The organism is Brevibacillus sp. HB1.3 (assembly GCF_013186635.1).
Lineage (GTDB): Bacteria > Bacillota > Bacilli > Brevibacillales > Brevibacillaceae > Brevibacillus > Brevibacillus brevis_D.
The window spans coordinates 122,175-140,373 of record NZ_JABMIT010000004.1; the positions used below are offsets into that span (position 1 = coordinate 122,175).

The window sequence follows — 18,199 nt, forward strand, 5'->3', positions numbered from 1 at the left end:
ATCAGTTTCCTCCTCTCTTATTTCTTGTCAGACGTATAGTCACGTTTACGTGGTGCGATCAGGGATACGTCGATGTCTTCATAGTAGATTTCAGGCGCAGTCGTTTCAGCATTAAACTTCGCCATTGTCGTCTTCATGAAGTTTTCGTCATCACGCTCTGGGAAGTCAGGCTTGTAGTGAGCACCGCGGCTCTCGTCGCGCTTGAGCGCACCGATTGTGATCGCGCGGGACAGTGCGAGCATGTTCCACAGATGACGGGTAAACGCCGCACCAGAGTTGCTCCATTTATTTGTATCGTTGATGTTGATTTTCTTGTAGCGTTCCATCAGTTCAACGATCTTATCATCCGTTTTTTGCAGACGGTCGTTGTAACGTACTACCGTTACGTTGTCAGTCATCCACTCACCCAGTTCCTTGTGGATCAGGTAAGCATTTTCTGTTCCGTCCATTTTCAGGATGCTGTCGTATTTCGCTTGCTCTTTGCTTGTGAAACCGTCGAAGAGCGTAGAAGACAGGTCATCAGAGGATTTGTTCAAACCTTTGATGTACTCGATCGCTTTTGGACCTGCTACCATACCACCATAGATCGCGGACAAGAGGGAGTTTGCACCCAAACGGTTTGCACCGTGCTGAGAGTAATCGCACTCACCTGCTGCAAACAAACCAGGGATATTGGTCATTTGGTTGTAGTCTACCCACATACCGCCCATGGAGTAGTGAACCGCAGGGAAAATCTTCATTGGAACTTTACGTGGGTCATCCCCAACGAATTTTTCGTAAATCTCGATAATACCGCCCAATTTTACATCCAGTTCTTTTGGATCTTTGTGGGACAGGTCGAGGTATACCATGTTTTCGCCGTTGATACCCAGCTTCATATCTACGCAAACAGAGAAGATTTCGCGAGTCGCGATGTCACGCGGAACCAGGTTTCCGTAAGCAGGGTATTTATCTTCCAGGAAGTACCAAGGCTTACCGTCTCTGTACGTCCATACACGACCACCCTCACCACGAGCAGACTCGGACATCAAACGCAGCTTGTCGTCGCCCGGGATTGCCGTTGGGTGAATTTGGATCATCTCACCATTGGAGTAGATAACCCCTTGTTGATACGCCGCAGATGCTGCTGTACCAGTATTGATAATCGAGTTCGTCGATTTACCGAAGATGATACCAGGTCCGCCTGTTGCCAAAATAACGGCATCCGCACGGAAGGATTGAATTTCACCGGAACGCATGTTCTGTGCAGTAATCCCGCGACAGGTTCCTGTATCGTCCAAAACGGCTCCGAGGAAATCCCAATATTCGTACTTGGTTACCAGACCTTCAGCTTCATAACGGCGTACTTGTTCGTCCAATGCGTACAAAAGCTGTTGTCCAGTTGTCGCACCCGCAAAAGCGGTACGGTGATGCTTGGTTCCCCCGAAACGACGGAAGTCCAACAGACCTTCTGGCGTACGGTTAAACATAACGCCCATACGGTCCAACATATAGATGATGCCAGGTGCTGCATCGCACATTGCTTTAACTGGCGGTTGGTTTGCCAAGAAGTCTCCGCCATATACTGTATCGTCGAAGTGCTCCCATGTGGAGTCGCCTTCCCCTTTGGTATTTACCGCTCCGTTAATACCGCCCTGCGCACAGACAGAGTGGGAACGTTTTACCGGAACCAGGGAGAACAGCTGAACAGGAACGCCTTTTTCTGCTGCTTTGATGGTAGCCATCAAGCCGGCCAAACCTCCACCGACAATGATCAGTTTACCTTTTGCCATGTGTTTTGTCCCCCTATCCCTACAAAATGAAAGCCGACATCGCACGCAAGCCGATGAAGGTTACAATTACGAATACGCCCAAAGTCAGGAATGTTGCAATGCGCTGGGAACGCGGCCCAACTGTAATTCCCCAGTGAACCAGGAACGACCACAGTCCGTTGGAGAAGTGGAAAGTCGTGCTAATAATCCCGATAGTGTAGAATACGATCATTGCAGGACTGCTCAAAATGTTTGCCATCATGTCAAAATCCACGTGTGCACCCATTGCTTTTTGGATACGGGTTTCCCAAACATGCCAAACGATAAAAATGAGGGTAATGACTCCTGTAACACGTTGCCACAAGAACATTTGGTTTCGGAAGTAGCCGAAGTTCCCTACGTTTTGCTTTGCTTGGAACGCAATGTAGATACCGTAAACAGCGTGAAACAGGATCGGGAGGTAGATAAAAACAAATTCAAGCACCAATACGAATGGAACATTTTCAATCAAACCAACTGTTTGATTAAAAGCTTCGGCTCCACGGGTCGCTTGGTAGTTGGCTGTCAAGTGAAACAGCAGGAAGAGCCCGATCGGAAACAAACCAAGAAGTGAGTGGAGCTTGTGACTGAGAAAGCTATGGCCTTTCGCCATACAATGGTCCCCCTTTCAATGTATGTAACTCTCAATTTTGTGAAAAACGTCAAGCATTACCGCAAGCGGTCCAAAACGGCTTCGACCGTTTTGATAGACCTTTCCCCAATATCCTAACCCATTGCCTCACCCATTAGACATAGCAAAACCACCACGATCATTTTATGAACGGGATCTTGACGCTGTTCACAAAATGACTGCGTTCACTAGATCAAATGAATTTGTCGGAATGTGTCAAAATACGAGAAAAAGTTGGGCAAAACTATGACCAAATCCAATTGTACTCTTGTCGACACAGAGCGTCAAGATAATCAATGTACTAAATACATTGATAGAATAACTTTGTTTAGTCCAGCTATTTTTTCTATTCCGATGTCATGAATGCGTGTCCCTCCTCATAATCTAGTAAAGACAGGAGGGAAGCACATATGAAAGAGAAGGATCAGCTTGCAGCACTATTGCCGCCAGAGACCATTCCCTATGCAGAGAGAATGAATATGCCCTATCTTGGCTATCATCTTCTACGCGAAACGCTTACTAGCACCCTGCTAGGCGATAGTGAAAACCATATCCTCTATTGGATAGGAAAAAATATGGGCCGCCAAATCCCCATTCAATCTGCAACAGGCCCGATTATGCCTTTTATTCGGCTTGGATTAGGCCAGCTAGACGTCCTGGAGGAGAACGGGCAAACGATCGTCTATTCACTCAATCATTCCATTTTTAGCTATCAGTCTATAGAAAGACTAGGATGCAGTCTTTCCTTTGAAGCCGGGATCATCGCAGGTATGATTGAGCAGTGGAAAGAAAAAGAAGCGTTCAGCAAAATCGAAATGGAAAGCCCTTCTGACATCCGCATCTCTGTACAAGTGGCGTCATGAACAAAATGCCCCCTCTACCTATAAGAAGGGAGAGGGAGCATCTATCTTTTTATACTCCGTGCACAACCGCGGTTTCCTCAACATCCAGACCATAGGCCGAATGAAGACTGCGAACAGCCAGCTCTGTCAAAGCTGCTGGAATGACGCAAGAAACCTTGATATCAGAAGTTGATACCATTTTAATAGAAATTTCTTTTTCTGCCAGAACGCGGAACATTTCGGCAGCTACCCCTGGATTGTTGATCATTCCAGAGCCAACAATGGATACTTTGGTCAAGCTTTCCTCGAAATCGACTTTTTCAAAGCCAAGCTCATTTTTGTTTCTGTCCAGTGTATCCAGTGCTTTTTTTAGGTCATCTGCTGCAACTGTGAAAGAAATATTTGTAACAGTAGCATCATAAGAGCTTTGGATAATAATATCGACGTTCACCTGATTGTCCGCCAGCGTATTGAACAGACGGGAGAGTGTCCCGACCTTGGCAGGCATGCCGACAACCGTGATTTTGGCTACATCTTCATCGTGTGCAACTCCACTTACTACTCTTCCTGTTTCCATGTTGGCAACCTCCTCAACGTACGTACCATCTTCGGCAGTAAAGCTAGAGCGGACGACCAGCCTTACCTTGTATTTTTTCGCAGCCTCAACTGACCTCGGATGAAGAACCCCTGCACCGAGGTTCGCCAGCTCCAGCATCTCATCATACGAGATCGTATCCAGCTTGCTCGCAGCTGGAACCATTCGCGGATCAGCTGTATACACCCCGGACACGTCCGTAAAGATTTCGCATTTCTCAGCGTTCAAGCTCGCTGCGAGTGTAACCGCAGATGTATCCGATCCACCGCGGCCGAGCGTCGTAATTTCCCCTTCGTCACTGATCCCTTGGAATCCTGCCACGATTACCACACGACCACGACCGAGCTCAGATTGAATCCGCTCTGGATCAATCTGCTTGATCCGTGCTCTTCCGTGAATCGCCTCTGTGGTGATTCCAGCTTGCCAGCCCGTAAGAGAAATGGCATCGTAGCCCTTTGTATGCAAGGCCATCGACAAAAGCGCGATCGATACCTGCTCCCCCGTGGTCAGCAGCATATCCATTTCACGCTCGGATGGGTATGCGCTAATCTGCTTGGCCATGTCTACCAACACGTCAGTAGATTTCCCCATTGCAGAAACAACAACTACCACATCATGCCCTTCCTCTTTATAGCTGATAATTCGATCCGCAACTCGTAAAATTCGCTCAATGGTACCTACGGAAGTGCCTCCGTATTTCTGCACGATCAACCCCATGCGGCTTCTCTCCCTTTTTCTCATATCCAATATTGGTATTTATCTCATATCGTATGGTTTTTCACTATTCTCTCTATAAGGAAAAGTCTTGCATTTTTATTTTACAAAAAAGGCACCGACAAGGAATAAGACCTGCCGCTGCCTACTATTTCGACATACCGGTTCCTCCCTCCCAATACACGCGGACAACGAAGATTGACAGTTATCACCATCAAAACTCACATTGACACACCGTGAGATAGCTCTCCATCTGACAATTGGTCATTGTGCAGATGACAGTCCTGCATTTGTTCAACGCAGACCCAGCATGGAGAAAAGCGGGTTTCCCCCCACACTTCGGCGAATTCCCCTTTCCCGTCCCCTTCACAGATACCCGATCTCAGGGTGGTACTCTTGGTTTTCGCGCCTCTACCTCACTCCATAATGGAAGTGAGGCTAACTATTCTGTTTGAATCGGATTATAACATGAGTCTAAAAATGGATCAATTCCTTTTTAGAGGTTGTTCAAAAAGTCACACTGGCTATGTGTCCAGCTTGCGCAGATGCCCGATGATTTCTTTTGCCAGCTTGTCGCCGATCCCCAATTGGCGGAAGTCTTCAACGGTGGCCTCGCGCATTTTTTTCAACGAGCCAAAATGGGAGAACAACAGCTTGCGTCGCTTTTCACCAATACCCGGGATCTCATCCAACTGCGAGGAAAGCATTGTTTTTGTCCGAGATTGTCTGTGGAACGTAATAACAAAACGGTGGACTTCATCCTGGATGCGCTGCAACAAATAAAACTCATAGCTGTCCCGTCTAAGATTGATAGGCTCTGGCGGATCTCCGTACATGAGCTGAGCAGTGCGGTGCTTCTCATCCTTCGCCAGACCACAAACGGGAATATAGAGACCCAGCTCATTTTCCAGCACGTCCATAGCCGCACTGATTTGGCCTTTACCACCATCGATCACAATCAGGTCGGGCATTGGCTGGTTTTCTTTCAGCAGACGAGAGTAACGACGGCGAACGACTTCGCGCATGGAGCCGTAATCATCTGGTCCCTCTACGGTTTTGATCTTGAATTTGCGGTATTCCTTTTTGTCAGGGCGACCGTCTGTAAACACAATCATCGCAGACACTGGCTCTGTTCCCTGAATGTTGGAGTTGTCAAACGCTTCAATTCGATGAGGAACCGGAATCCCTAAAATGTGACCGAGATTGTGTACTGCTTGGACCGTACGAGCATCGTCCTTGGACATCAGCGCGAACTTCTCCTGCAAAGCAATACGGGCGTTCTCGGTAGCCATCTTCACGAGCTCATGCTTTTTGCCTCTTTTCGGAGCATGGACTTTGATGCCAAGCCACTCAGCCAAAAGCTCTGGTTCACTCTCTTGCGGGAGCAGTATTTCTTTTGGCAGCGCATTTTGCTTGTCGTAGTAGAACTGGCTCACATAAGACATGAAGTCCTCGGTTTCGCTTCCATAGTATGGAAAGGAAGTCGTCTGACGCTCGATCATCTTCCCTTTTCGCATATAAAACACCTGGATGCACATCCAGCCTTTTTCCACGGCAAACCCGATAATGTCACGGTCTAGCGTATCGGTGAACGTGATCTTCTGCTTCTCCATTACGGCTTCGATGCTCTTGATCTGATCGCGATATTCCTTGGCTCGTTCGAACTCCATGTTTTCTGCGGCTTGTAGCATTTTTTCCGTGAGGGTTTGCTTCATCTCCTCATGGCCACCATCGAGGAACCGGCTGATTTCATCCACCAAGCGCTGGTTTTCCTCTGCCGATATCTCGTACACACAAGGCGCAAGACATTGTCCCAAATGGTAGTATAGACAAACCTGCTTGGGCATATTGCGGCATTTTCGCAACGGATAGAGGCGATCCAGCAGCTTCTTCACCTCGGAGGCATCTCCGGCATTCGGATAGGGCCCAAAATACTTAGCTTTATCTTTTAATACCTTACGGGTAATCTCCAGGCGTGGCTGCGCCTCATTCGTAATCTTGATGTACGGATACGTCTTGTCATCGCGGAGCATGACATTGTATCGCGGGTCGTGCTCCTTGATCAGGTTGCACTCGAGGATAAGCGCCTCAATCGCTGAGGATACCACAATGTACTCAAAGTCCACGATCTCACTGACCAACAGCTGCGTCTTCCCGTTATGACTGCCTGTAAAATACGAGCGGACGCGGTTTTTCAGCACCTTGGCTTTTCCGACGTAAATGATTTCCCCGCTCGCATTTTTCATCAGGTAGCAGCCTGGTTTATCTGGCAGGACGGCCAGTTTATCTTTTAAGGAGCTGTTCATGGCTGCTGCCTCCTCTTTGCTCTATATCTGAATGGCATCTATTTGTTCTTGTGCATTGGCTTTTCCAATACATACAGTTCATCTTCCAAGGAACTCATCCGTTCCATCAGCAGCTTGCGGCTGTCTTGCACCCCTTGATTGTAATAGATGGGGCCGAGCTCTTTTGAAAAGAAGGCAATCAACTCTTCCGTCTCCAAATTGCCGAGTGTCTCCGACCGTTCTTCTTTAAAATAGCGTTGTACTTGATGAACAAGATATTCCATTTGCTCTCTCGTCAATTTGGTTGGCATCGTATCCGGCTTCCTTCCCATTTCGCATCATAAGAGAATATACGTTCTACCCTTCATAGTACCATGGAATCCATACGAAAAAAACTGCCGCCTCATTCCATGGCGACAGTTTTTATAGGCAGACCTAATGCTTGCGACCGCCCAAATATGCTTCTTTTACACGCTCGTCGTTTAACAGCGCTACTCCTGTGCCGTCCAATACGATTTGCCCAGCTTCCAGCACATACCCGTAATCAGCGATTTTGAGGGCCTGCTTGACATTTTGCTCCACGATCAGGACGGTCGTACCTTCTGCATTGATTTCTTTGATCACCTTGAAAATGTCTGCCACCACAATGGGAGCCAAGCCCATCGACGGCTCGTCCAAAAGCAACAGCTTCGGTCGGGACATCAACGCGCGGGCAATGGCTAGCATTTGCTGCTGACCGCCAGACATCGTCCCTCCCAATTGAGAAAGACGCTCCTTGAGGATAGGGAACCAGGCCATCATCTTCTCCATGTCGTCCTTGATGCCTTGTGCATCGTTGCGCTGGAATGCGCCCATCTCCAGGTTTTCCAGTACGGTCATCTTCCCAAGAATTGCACGCCCTTCTGGAACCAAAGCCAGCCCGGCTTTCACGATCTGATGAGGTCTCGAACCCTCTATGCTTTGACCACAAAACGTAATCGTCCCTGCTTCGGGCTTCAGTTGACCTGCGATCGTACGCATCGTTGTGGTTTTGCCCGCTCCATTCGCCCCGATTAGTGAGACGATTTTTCCCTCTGGAACTTCCAGCGTTATCCCGCGAATCGCCTTGATTTGACCGTAGGAGGTCGTCAAGTTTTGTATGTTCAGCATCTTATTCGTCCTCCTTGCCGAGGTAGGCTTCTATCACATCTGGATTGTTTTGTACCTCTGCCGGTGTGCCGTCAGCAATTTTGACCCCAAAGTTGATACATACGACCTTTTCACATAGATTCATGACCAATCCCATATCGTGTTCGACCAACAGGACAGTCGTTCCGTCATCGCGAATTTTTTTGACCAGCTCCATGAGTGCTTTCGTCTCGGTCTCGATCATCCCGGCAGCTGGTTCGTCCAATAGCAAGAGTTTTGGTTCCGTAGCTAGTGCCCGTGCAATCTCCAGACGCCGCTGTTGACCGTACGCCAATGTATCCGAGCGGACGTCAGCAATGTCAGACAAGCCTACGAATTCGAGGAGCTCCTCTGCTTTTTTGGTCACCGCCTTTTCTTCCGCACGTTGTCCCGATGTTTTCAAAAGGGAAGCCCAGAAGCCGGCCTTCATGCGCGAATGACATCCTACCTTCACGTTGTCCAACGCACTCATGTGACCGAATAAGCGAATATTTTGGAACGTCCTTGCAATCCCCATTTCGGTAATTTTGTTAGGCGCCATTCCATTCAGCTTCTGTCCGGCAAAAGTAAAAGTTCCCGTCGTTGGTTCGAATATGCCCGTTGCCATATTGAAAATGGTCGTTTTCCCCGCACCATTTGGACCAATCAAACCGACAATCTCACCCTCTCCGACAGTAAAAGAAACGTCACGAAGAGCGGTGATGCCGCCAAAGCTTTTTCCTACGTTTGCAAGTTCCAGCAACATCTTATACTCCCCCCTTCGCTTCCTTGTCCGATGACTTGCCCCTACGACGCTTGAACAGCTTTTGGAACGTGTCGGCACCAATCAAGCCATGCGGGCGGAACGCCATTACACCGACCATGATCAAACCGTACATGAGCATTTTGTACTCGGCCAAACCACGCAGCACCTCCGGCAGTGCTGTCAAAACAAAGGCACCGAATAGCGGCCCCCAAACCACTTCACTGCCGCCAATAACGGCATAGGACAAAATTTCGACTACTTTATGATAGTTAAAATCATCAGGCGTAATCGTCGTCGTAATGTGGGCGAACAATCCTCCACATACACCAGCCAAAATGGAACCGATCACAAATGCAAGCATTTTATAATAGTTGACTTGCAATCCCATTGCTCGTGCTGCCGTTTCATCCGCTTTGATCGCTTCAAAAGCTCGCCCCAGACGCGAACGGTTCAGACGCAGCGTCAGAAAAAGAACGAAGGCAAACAGGAGCAGCATAAACACAAAGGTCGATAATGACTTCATTTGCATGACCGAAATGCCAAAGGTTTGTGCTTTTACCCCCAGTGCTTTTTCAAAATCGTACAAGTAATTGCCAATCGATTGAAGTCCGGTCAACCCGAGAGCGCCATTTGTCATCTCCATATTGAGGAAAATAACGCGAATCACTTCACCAAAGCCAAGCGTAGCAATTGCCAGGTACAGGCCGTGGAGCTTCAATGTCGGAGCACCGATCAACAGTGCAATCAGCCCTGCCACCAGTCCTCCGATGATGATGGCGATAAACAGCGGCATGTCCGCTTGCTTCGTCAAAATACTCGCCGTAAAAGCACCAATGCTCATAAAACCCGCATGTCCCAAGGAAAGCTGTCCCGTCGAGAGCGTAATGTAAATACTGATCGCCAAAATGCTGTTTAACAAGATAAAAGTCAGTACCTGTAAGTTATATGGATTGAGAATGTCCAATGTCTGCACCTCCCTTACGCTTTGCGTCCAAATAGTCCTTCCGGCTTCAAGAGCAAAATGAGAATGATCAAGCCAAAAGCAACCGCATCCCGATACGACGAGTCTCCGTACGCGACCGTAAATACCTCGATAATCCCGAGCAATACGCCACACACCATGGCTCCAGGAATACTCCCCACACCGCCTAAAATCAAGACCGCCAAACCTTTGAAGCCAAGCGTCATTCCCATCGTCGGAATAAGAGCAGAGTACGCCATCCCGATCAATATGCCGGCGACGCCTCCCAGCGCCGAAGCAAGCATGACGGTCACGACGATGACCATATTCGTGTTAATCCCCAAAATATTTGCTGTATCCGTATTTTCAGCCGTCGCGCGAATGGCTTTTCCCATTTTCGTTTTTTGAATCCAGAAATGCAGAACGAACATCAGCAACACAGAAATCCCCAAAATAACGAGATCGACGCTTCGAATTTGAATGAGCCCCAAGTCAAAGGTGGTGTCCCCAAAAGATTGCGGGAACGCACGGGAGTCAGCACCGAAAAACTTGTGCATGGCCTCCTCCATTAAAATGGCAAATCCAATCGTACTGATCAAGGATGCCAGATGGGGTACATTTTTTTTACGAAGGGGGCGAAGCGCTATATACTCCAGCATGAGACCCAAAATGGCAGATATGCCGATTGCTACGATCAGCGCTACCCCTAAAGGCATATTCAGGCTGGTCATCAATACCAAGCCAACTAGTGATCCAAAAATAAAAATTTGGCCGTGTGCCATATTAATGATTCCCAAGACACCAAAAATGAGCGTATAGCCCAATGCAATCAATGAATAAGTGCTACCAACTGTCAAACCGTTGACTAATTGCTGCCAAAACAAATGCCTCACCTCACTGTTAAGTGGTTACCATCTAACGATGCTTGAGTTATTCTCGCTGGATCAGCAAGCGAAAATATCATCTGATACTTTCTGATCCAGCGAGATAACCGATAGAAAAAGAAGCCCGGAGCGACCCCGGGCACGACCCTATTCAAACGGGACAAATTTGCCTTCTTTTGCGACAACGACCACCGCATCACCAATCGGATTGCGCTTCTCGTCAAAAGACAGTTTGCCGGATACACCTGTGAAGTCTTTCAGCTGAGCCAATTTTCCGCGCAGCTCTTCGCGATCTGCTTTTCCTGCGGCAAGCAGTGACTGCGACATGATGTACAATGAGTCGTATGCTTGGGCAGCGAACTGGTCAGGCTTTTTGTTGTATTTGGCTTCGAATGCTTTTACGAAGGCTTGTACTTTATCATCCTTCTTTTCAGGGCTGAATGGAGTGGCAACGATCAAGCCCTCTGCTGCTGGACCCGCAATTTCAAAAACTTTCGGATTATTGAAACCATTCCCGCCAAGAATGGTCCCTGTAAAGCCCAACTCACGTGCTTTTTTCACAACCATGGAGCCTTCTTTGTACAAAGCGGACACAAGCAAAGCATCAGGGTTTGCTTGCTTCAGCTTGGTCAACTGCGCCGAGAAGTCCACATCGCCATTTGCGAAAGTCGCTTCACCCGTAATCTCCAAGCCCAGCTTTTCAGCGGTTGCTTTCATCACCTTGTAACCATTCACGGAGAAGTCATCGTTGGATGCATGGATGAGTGCTACTTTTTTCAAGCCATTTTTCTCCACGGCTGCTTTCATAGCTGTCGGGATTGCAATGGACTCAGGCAAAGAATTTCGGAACACGTACTCCCCGATATCATTGATTCCTTCTGAAGTGTTGGAGATACCGAAAATCGGAGTTTCCGCCTCGTTTGCAACTGGTCCCGCTGCAAACATTTCACCGGAAAGTGTCGGTCCGATGATCGCCACAACATTATCCTGATTAATCAGTTTATTTACCGCATTAATCGCGCCTTCTTTTTCTCCGGCGGAGTCTTCAAACTTCAGTTCGATCTTGAGCTTTCCTTTGTTGGCTTCATTTAGCTCCCCCAACGCCAGCTCCAATCCTGCTTTTTGTGCTTCTCCATAGGCTGCACCAGATCCTGAAAGGAAACCAACTACACCGATTTTTGCTTGAATCTCTTGTCCGTCGGCACTAGCTGCTTGTCCTGAGCCACCTTCTCCTGCTGCAGGAGCAGTTGTATTTCCTCCGCTCGAACATCCGACCATCAATACCGCCCCTAGCGAGATCGCCGCCAGCGCGCGCATCAAATGAAATCCCTTCATTAAAAACGCCCCCTTTATTTTCTAAATAAATTGAATATATGAAGTTTAATCAAAGTATTCTAAAAACGCAATTATTTTCGTTCAAGTAAACTTAATTTTTTGACAAACGATCGCTCAGAATTCAGTATTCAAACATAATAAAAAAGCGGCACATAGCTATGCCGCTTCAATCGTTGGATTGCTCTTACAGATGTTTGCCTACAGTTGCCATGAGCGCTTCTTTTGGTTGGAAGCCGATCACTTTGTCAACTGGTTGACCGTCTTTGAATACGATCAGGGTTGGGATGGACATTACGCCATAACGACCAGCAGAATCCGGGTTGTCATCCACGTTTACTTTGACGATTTTGAGCTGGGAGCCCACTTCACCGTCGATTTGCTCCAGTACAGGAGCGATCATTTTGCAAGGGCCGCACCATGGAGCCCAGAAGTCAACCAGGACTGTACCGCCTTGCTCTACTTCCTGGGAAAAGTTTTGGTCGGTAGCATTTACAATTGCCATAGAAGTTACCTCCTTGAATTTCAATTACTAAATAAAGGTTCCTAACGGTTATCAGTATATCATTCAAACAACAAATTGACTACGCCGCTCCACACTTTGCCCTGCACTTCTCGCTATAGTCTGTCCAGTCTGGCCGCACCTTATTGCCCGACTTGTTTGAGCCGGTTGATCTCCCGTTCGTGGTCACTAACTTTTCGATGCATCAGGTCAAGGTCTGTATCGATATGTTTATTTTGGCGTTCTAATCTGTCTAAGCGCGTAGCATCGTCCCGAGAACCGAACATCTCAATGCGAAATGCGTACATCTCTTCTTTAAATTCTCGAAGTTCTTGCTTAATTTCTTTTGTGATTCGATTATTCTCAGCAACCATGTGTATCAGTTGTTGCAAAATCTCTTCATTCAACCCGATCACCTCTCCTTATCGGCTATTATACAAAAAAATGCGCCCCTAAAAGGAGCGCCTTGTTACCGTCTTTCTGTTAAACCAATACTTTTTTAAACTCAGCCGTCAGCAAAGGCAGCACTTCGAACAAATCCCCTACGATACCATAATCAGCCACTTGGAAGATTGGCGCTTCCGGATCTTTGTTGATGGCAACAATGACTTTCGAGCTGGACATACCAGCCAAGTGCTGAATCGCTCCGGAAATTCCGCATGCGATATACAAATCAGGTGTAACAACCTTACCTGTCTGTCCAATCTGCATGGAGTAGTCGCAATAGTCTGCGTCGCAAGCGCCACGAGATGCACCAACAGCTGCACCGAGCACTTCCGCCAGATCGTATAACGGCTGGAAGCCATCTGCACTCTTCACACCACGTCCACCAGAAATCACGACTTTCGCTTCAGAAAGGTCTACTTTGCCGCTTGTTTTTCGTACAACTTCTTTTACGATGGTGCGCAAATCCTTGATTTCCAATTCAACCGGTACCACTACTGCCGTTTTCGAAGGGTCAGCGGCGCCGATGGCAATGTTGTTTGGACGAATCGTAATAAATGTAGTTCCATCAACGAATTTGCGTGTTTGCGTCGCTTTTCCGGCATAGATCGGGCGAATAAATACGGGGCCTGCTTCAACACCGGTTACGTCTGAAACCAGACCAAAACCGAGTCTCGCTGCTACGCGAGGAGCGATGTCACGACCGATCGCGGTGTGACCCAAAACAACTGCATCTGGAGAAGCCAGCTCAATCAACTGCGTAAGTGCCTGCACATACGCATCTGGCGTGTATTGTGCCAACGCTGTATGATCAGCCGTATACACCGTGCTCGCACCATGTTGACCCAATGTCACTGCATGCGTTGCTGCATCTGCTCCGAATACACCTGCTACAATTTCGCCGCCCTCAGCCAATGCTTGTGCTGCAGTCAATGCTTCCAGCGACACGTTGCGAAGTTGTCCGTCACGTACTTCTGCCAATACAAGTACTTTTTTCATGGATATCCTCTCCCTCTCGCTTAGATCACTTTCGCTTCATTGCGCAACAGTTGCACCAATTCCGACGTTTGAGCTGCCAATTCGCCAGAGAGAATGCGGCCCGCCTGCTTTTTCGGAGGCAATGTCTGATCGACGATTTCAGTCTTTGCTTTTACCTCGTCCGCAGTCATTCCCAAATCGTCTGCGCCGAGTCTATCCAAAGGTTTTTTCTTCGCTTTCATGATACCAGGGAGAGAAGGATAGCGCGGCTCGTTGAGTCCTTGCTGAGCCGTAATCAAAACAGGAAGGCTCGTCTCCACGACTTCCAGGTCCCCTTCTACATCGCGCTCTACACGTACGTTCGTCCCGTCCACCTCTAACTTCACAGCAGTCGATACATGGTTAATTCCCAGCTCTTCTGCCAGACGAGGACCGCCTTGGCCAGCCCCGGAGTCTACAGCCATTTGTCCACCAATGATGATATCGAAGCCAACCTTTTTCGCTACTGCAGCCAATACTTTGGCGATTGTGAATTCGTCTCCGAACAGAGACTCGTCATCCACCAGAACAGCCTTGTCTGCGCCCATAGCCAAAGCAGTGCGCAGGGCACTTTCCGCACGATCTGGACCGACGCTGATCACGGTTACTTCGCCGCCGTACTCTTCCTTGAGCTTGATTGCCTCTTCCACCGCGTACTCATCGTAGGGATTGATGATGAATTCAACGCCATCTTCGGAAATTTGTCCGTTTTGGATGACGATTTTTTCTTCTGTGTCAAACGTCTGTTTCAACACAACCACGATATTCATCAGGATGCCTCCTCCTTAGTGGTACCTCATACTTGTGAAGCTATATGCTTAACTACCGATCTGCGAATTGCGGCTTGCGCTTTTCGAGAAATGCAGTCACGCCTTCTTTTACGTCCTCCGTCGCGAAAGCATCGCCAAAGAGCTTTGCTTCCTGCTCCAAGCCTTGTGATAACGAAAGCTCCGTTGTGTTATGGATGGACGCTAGGGCAAGCTTCAGGGTTATCGCGCTCTTACTCGCGAAAACAGCCGCCAGCTTTTGTGCTTCTGCAAGCAACTGCTCTACGGGATAAATCGCTTCCACAAGACCGATACGCAAAGCTTCCTCGCCACCGATCATCTCAGAAGTGAGAATCATCTGTGTCGCTTTGCCACGACCAACCAGACGTGGTAGACGTTGCGTACCACCGTAGCCAGGAATGAGTCCGAGATTCAGCTCTGGCAGCCCAAGCTTGGCTTCAGGTGCTGCCAAGCGAATATGGCATGCCAATGCAAGCTCCAATCCTCCGCCAAGACAAGCGCCGTTAATTGCCGCAATGATTGGCTTCGGGAACGTTTCCAAGCGATTGAACAACGCTTGACCCTTCTTCGCCATTTCTTCTGCATTTTCCCGATTCAGTTGGGTAAATTCTTTGATGTCCGCTCCTGCAATGAAAAACCGACCTTCGCCAGTCAAAACGATCGCTTTGATTTCATCGTTATTTTCCCACTGGTCCAAAAGTTCACTCAATTGACCGAGCACTGCTTGACTGAGTGCATTAGCAGGCGGGTTGCTAATCGTAACCGTAGCAACGCGATCAACGATTTCTACATTCCAATGCGACGCCATTCCTCTCCCCCCAAACTCTCCCCATATATAAAAAACAGCTACTTTTCATTCCGAGCGAACGCTCAGTCTTGCTGTTTCCATTGTAACAAACGTTTTCATGCAAAAAAAGCTTTTCTTTTCATTCTTTTCCCTTCATACCAAGCAGGAAGAGGTTATGAATGGAATCAACGTAAGAGACAAGGTCGTACTTGCACTCTTTCATCACCCAAGATGTCGTCACTTCGTCCAGCGTTCCAAAAATCATTTTGCGCGTAATCCGCACCTCAAGATCAGATCGGAATACGCCCTGCTCCATACCCTCTACGATCACTTCGTCAATAAGGTTGAAATACTGCTTCATCACGTTGCCGATTCCTTCACTAATGAACGGACTGGATTGACGGAGCTCGATTTGCGTCACTTTTGCCAGATCGTGGTCCTTGGATAGCTGGCTCAAGTGTGCATGGATGAGTACATACAGCTTTTGCTCAATGGTCGTCGCTTCCGAAATGCGTTTGCGGTTTGTCTCCACAAACTGGCCCATCTTTTCGTTAAACAGTGATATCAAGATATCATCCTTGTTTTCAAAATAGAGGTATATGGTGCCGTCTGCTACCTTCGCCTCTTTCGCAATTTTCGATACCTGGGCACTGTAATAGCCCTGCTTGGCGATTACTCGAACAGCAGCATCAATAATGGCTTGATACTTTTCCCCCGTTTTCTTTGCCATAACTACCTCCATGTTTACTAACATTGATGATGAAATGAATGATCACTCATTCATAATTAGTGTAATACAGGGCCACTCCTCTGTCAATCGCAAGAGGTCAGCAAAAAAGGCCGCTTTCCGCCTGGGATCGCAAGCCTCAAAACATCAGCTACTAGCTTGTTTTGATTTCTTCCTGGGCTTCCCTTTTCTTCTTGTCTTCTTCTTGTAATTGGCGACGCAATACTTTTCCGACCATGGTTTTGGGCAAATCTGTACGAATCTCGTATTGTCTCGGAATCTTATAGGCGGCGAGTCTCTGCCTGCAATGCGATTCCAGCTCCTCTTCACTCACGAGCTGTCCATCCTTGAAAACGACGTATGCTTTGACTGTTTCGCCCCGGTACGGATCTGGGACTCCGATGACTGCTGCCTCCTGGATGGCGGGATGCTCAAAGAGCACTTCTTCTACTTCGCGCGGATAAATATTGAAGCCACCGGCTATAATCATGTCTTTTTTGCGATCTACGATATAGAAATAGCCGTTTTCGTCCATATAGCCCATATCTCCTGTCAAAAACCAGCCATCCCTTAATACGGCAGCGGTATCCTCTGGGCGATTCCAATAGCCAAGCATGACTTGGGGTCCCTTTACGGCCAACTCCCCGACCTCGCCTTGGGGCATCTCTTCTCCTGTTGCCGGATCCACAATTCGGCAATCCGTATCTGGCCACGGCATCCCGATGCTTCCCGTAATACCTTTTTCCCAAATCGGGTTGGAATGTGTTACCGGGGAAGCCTCTGTCATCCCATAGCCCTCGACCAGCTTGCCGCCCGTCAACTCCTCAAATTTGAGCTTCACTTCGATCGGCAACGGAGCTGATCCACTGACACATGCGTCGATCGATGAAAGATCATGCTTTTTCAAGTCCGGGTGGTTGATGAGGCCGATATACATGGTGGGTGCCCCTGGGAAAAGAGTGGGCTTACGCTTGTCGATCATTTCAAATATTTGCTTCACGTCAAATTTGGGAACGAGAATAATTTCTGCTGCGATACAAATCCCTTTGTTCATCACGGTAGTCATCCCATACACGTGGAACAGCGGGAGCACACACAAAATCCGTTCTTTTCCCTTTTTCAGCTTGTAAAGGACCGCTTGGCATTGAACTGCATTCGCAATGAGATTGGCGTGCGTCAGCATGACGCCTTTGGAAACACCTGTTGTCCCCCCTGTATATTGGAGGAGCGCGATGTCCTGAGTCGGATCGACTGGTACTTCAATTGGCTTGGTAGCGCTTTCTTTTAATACGGAAAGAAAAGGCTCAATATCTGCGCTGTATGTAACCTGCGGATTTTGTCCTTGTTTCTTCTGCACGAACGGATAGAGCCATTTTTTCAGTAAGGGAAGGAAATCGCCAATGCTTGTGATGATGATTCGTTGAAGTGAGGTAGATGCACGGACTTGGGTAACACGTTTGTACAACAAATCCAGTGTGATGATGGTCTCTGCGCCTGAATCGTTCATTTGGTGAATCAATTCTCGCTCGGTATATAGCGGGTTGGTCATGACCACGATCGCGCCTGCAAAAAGCGCCCCGTAGTAGCTGATGACGGCTTGTGGAGTATTTGGCAGCATAATCGCCACGCGGTCACCTTTCTTTACACCGCGCTTGATCAATGCATTGGCAAATTGGTATGACAACTGCAAAAGCTCTCGATACGTAATGCTTTTTCCCATGAAATAGATCGCGTTACTGTCTGGATACATAGCTGCAGATTGCTCCAGAAAATGCGTCAAAGGAACACGGGGGTAATCCAATGACGGCGCAGTTTCGGGCGGGTAATTGGCAATCCAAGGCTTGGCATTTGACATGGTCATTCCCTCCATCCCTTAAATGGCCTTGCCTCTCCCTATGATCTACATTCATAATCTCTTCCTAATGACTATTGTATTCGAAACATATTCAATTTTCCAATTAAAATCATGTACGTTCTATCGGGACAAG

18 protein-coding genes and 1 riboswitch are annotated in these 18,199 nt (G+C 48.0%); of the genes, 1 reads left to right on the forward strand and 17 read right to left on the reverse strand.

Features of this window, described 5'->3' with window-relative positions; genetic code table 11:
- Positions 1 to 17: 17 nt before the first annotated feature.
- On the reverse strand, positions 18 to 1,772 hold the full coding sequence (gene sdhA, locus HPY31_RS11040) for a succinate dehydrogenase flavoprotein subunit (protein WP_142495574.1): 1,755 nt from the start codon (positions 1,770 to 1,772) through the stop codon (positions 18 to 20).
- A 19-nt stretch (positions 1,773 to 1,791) separates the two neighbouring features.
- The gene (locus HPY31_RS11045) at positions 1,792 to 2,403 is read right to left on the reverse strand and encodes a succinate dehydrogenase cytochrome b558 subunit (protein ID WP_087345430.1); all 612 of its coding nucleotides are present in this window, start codon (positions 2,401 to 2,403) and stop codon (positions 1,792 to 1,794) included.
- Between the two features lie 428 nt (positions 2,404 to 2,831).
- Here HPY31_RS11045 and HPY31_RS11050 point away from each other — a divergent pair, with 428 nt between their 5' ends.
- A complete protein-coding gene (locus HPY31_RS11050) occupies positions 2,832 to 3,284 on the forward strand; it encodes a YslB family protein (RefSeq protein WP_016739000.1) in 453 nt (150 codons plus the stop codon).
- 49 nt (positions 3,285 to 3,333) lie between these two features.
- Here HPY31_RS11050 and HPY31_RS11055 read toward each other — a convergent pair whose 3' ends face one another.
- The 15 genes from HPY31_RS11055 to HPY31_RS11125 form a co-directional block, all read right to left on the reverse strand.
- Positions 3,334 to 4,575, reverse strand: a complete 1,242-nt coding sequence (locus tag HPY31_RS11055) for an aspartate kinase (RefSeq protein WP_172140745.1) — start codon at positions 4,573 to 4,575, stop codon at positions 3,334 to 3,336.
- A gap of 231 nt (positions 4,576 to 4,806) precedes the next feature.
- A riboswitch (Lysine riboswitch) is annotated at positions 4,807 to 4,994 on the reverse strand.
- Between the two features lie 102 nt (positions 4,995 to 5,096).
- Entirely contained in the window at positions 5,097 to 6,878 is a 1,782-nt protein-coding gene (gene uvrC, locus HPY31_RS11060; protein WP_172140746.1) for an excinuclease ABC subunit UvrC, read from the reverse strand.
- A 38-nt stretch (positions 6,879 to 6,916) separates the two neighbouring features.
- Complete coding sequence (locus HPY31_RS11065; protein WP_016739003.1) at positions 6,917 to 7,168, reverse strand: DUF2164 domain-containing protein; 252 nt, start codon at positions 7,166 to 7,168, stop codon at positions 6,917 to 6,919.
- 124 nt (positions 7,169 to 7,292) lie between these two features.
- Positions 7,293 to 8,006, reverse strand: a complete 714-nt coding sequence (locus tag HPY31_RS11070; protein WP_172140747.1) for an ABC transporter ATP-binding protein — start codon at positions 8,004 to 8,006, stop codon at positions 7,293 to 7,295.
- A 1-nt stretch (position 8,007) separates the two neighbouring features.
- Positions 8,008 to 8,769, reverse strand: coding sequence for an ABC transporter ATP-binding protein (locus HPY31_RS11075; RefSeq protein ID WP_012685398.1), 762 nt, complete (start codon positions 8,767 to 8,769; stop codon positions 8,008 to 8,010).
- Between the two features lies 1 nt (position 8,770).
- A complete protein-coding gene (locus HPY31_RS11080) occupies positions 8,771 to 9,742 on the reverse strand; it encodes a branched-chain amino acid ABC transporter permease (RefSeq protein WP_172140748.1) in 972 nt (323 codons plus the stop codon).
- A 5-nt stretch (positions 9,743 to 9,747) separates the two neighbouring features.
- Positions 9,748 to 10,614: a branched-chain amino acid ABC transporter permease gene (locus HPY31_RS11085; RefSeq protein ID WP_172140749.1), complete on the reverse strand. Its 867-nt coding sequence runs from the start codon at positions 10,612 to 10,614 to the stop codon at positions 9,748 to 9,750.
- Positions 10,615 to 10,761: 147 nt separating this feature from the next.
- The gene (locus HPY31_RS11090; protein ID WP_172140750.1) at positions 10,762 to 11,949 is read right to left on the reverse strand and encodes an ABC transporter substrate-binding protein; all 1,188 of its coding nucleotides are present in this window, start codon (positions 11,947 to 11,949) and stop codon (positions 10,762 to 10,764) included.
- Between the two features lie 184 nt (positions 11,950 to 12,133).
- A complete protein-coding gene (trxA, locus tag HPY31_RS11095) occupies positions 12,134 to 12,451 on the reverse strand; it encodes a thioredoxin (protein WP_172140751.1) in 318 nt (105 codons plus the stop codon).
- Positions 12,452 to 12,591: 140 nt separating this feature from the next.
- Positions 12,592 to 12,855, reverse strand: coding sequence for a hypothetical protein (locus HPY31_RS11100; protein ID WP_172141019.1), 264 nt, complete (start codon positions 12,853 to 12,855; stop codon positions 12,592 to 12,594).
- Between the two features lie 76 nt (positions 12,856 to 12,931).
- Positions 12,932 to 13,891 (reverse strand): electron transfer flavoprotein subunit alpha/FixB family protein, encoded by a 960-nt coding sequence (locus HPY31_RS11105; protein ID WP_012685393.1) that lies wholly within the window; start codon positions 13,889 to 13,891, stop codon positions 12,932 to 12,934.
- Positions 13,892 to 13,911: 20 nt separating this feature from the next.
- Positions 13,912 to 14,679: an electron transfer flavoprotein subunit beta/FixA family protein gene (locus HPY31_RS11110; RefSeq protein WP_172140752.1), complete on the reverse strand. Its 768-nt coding sequence runs from the start codon at positions 14,677 to 14,679 to the stop codon at positions 13,912 to 13,914.
- A gap of 52 nt (positions 14,680 to 14,731) precedes the next feature.
- The gene (locus HPY31_RS11115; RefSeq protein WP_172140753.1) at positions 14,732 to 15,505 is read right to left on the reverse strand and encodes an enoyl-CoA hydratase; all 774 of its coding nucleotides are present in this window, start codon (positions 15,503 to 15,505) and stop codon (positions 14,732 to 14,734) included.
- 118 nt (positions 15,506 to 15,623) lie between these two features.
- Complete coding sequence (locus HPY31_RS11120) at positions 15,624 to 16,214, reverse strand: fatty acid metabolism transcriptional regulator FadR (RefSeq protein ID WP_012685390.1); 591 nt, start codon at positions 16,212 to 16,214, stop codon at positions 15,624 to 15,626.
- 151 nt (positions 16,215 to 16,365) lie between these two features.
- Positions 16,366 to 18,066 carry an AMP-binding protein gene (locus HPY31_RS11125; RefSeq protein WP_172140754.1) on the reverse strand — a complete coding sequence of 567 codons (1,701 nt, stop codon included), beginning with the start codon at positions 18,064 to 18,066 and terminating at the stop codon, positions 16,366 to 16,368.
- Between the last annotated feature and the right edge of the window lie 133 nt (positions 18,067 to 18,199).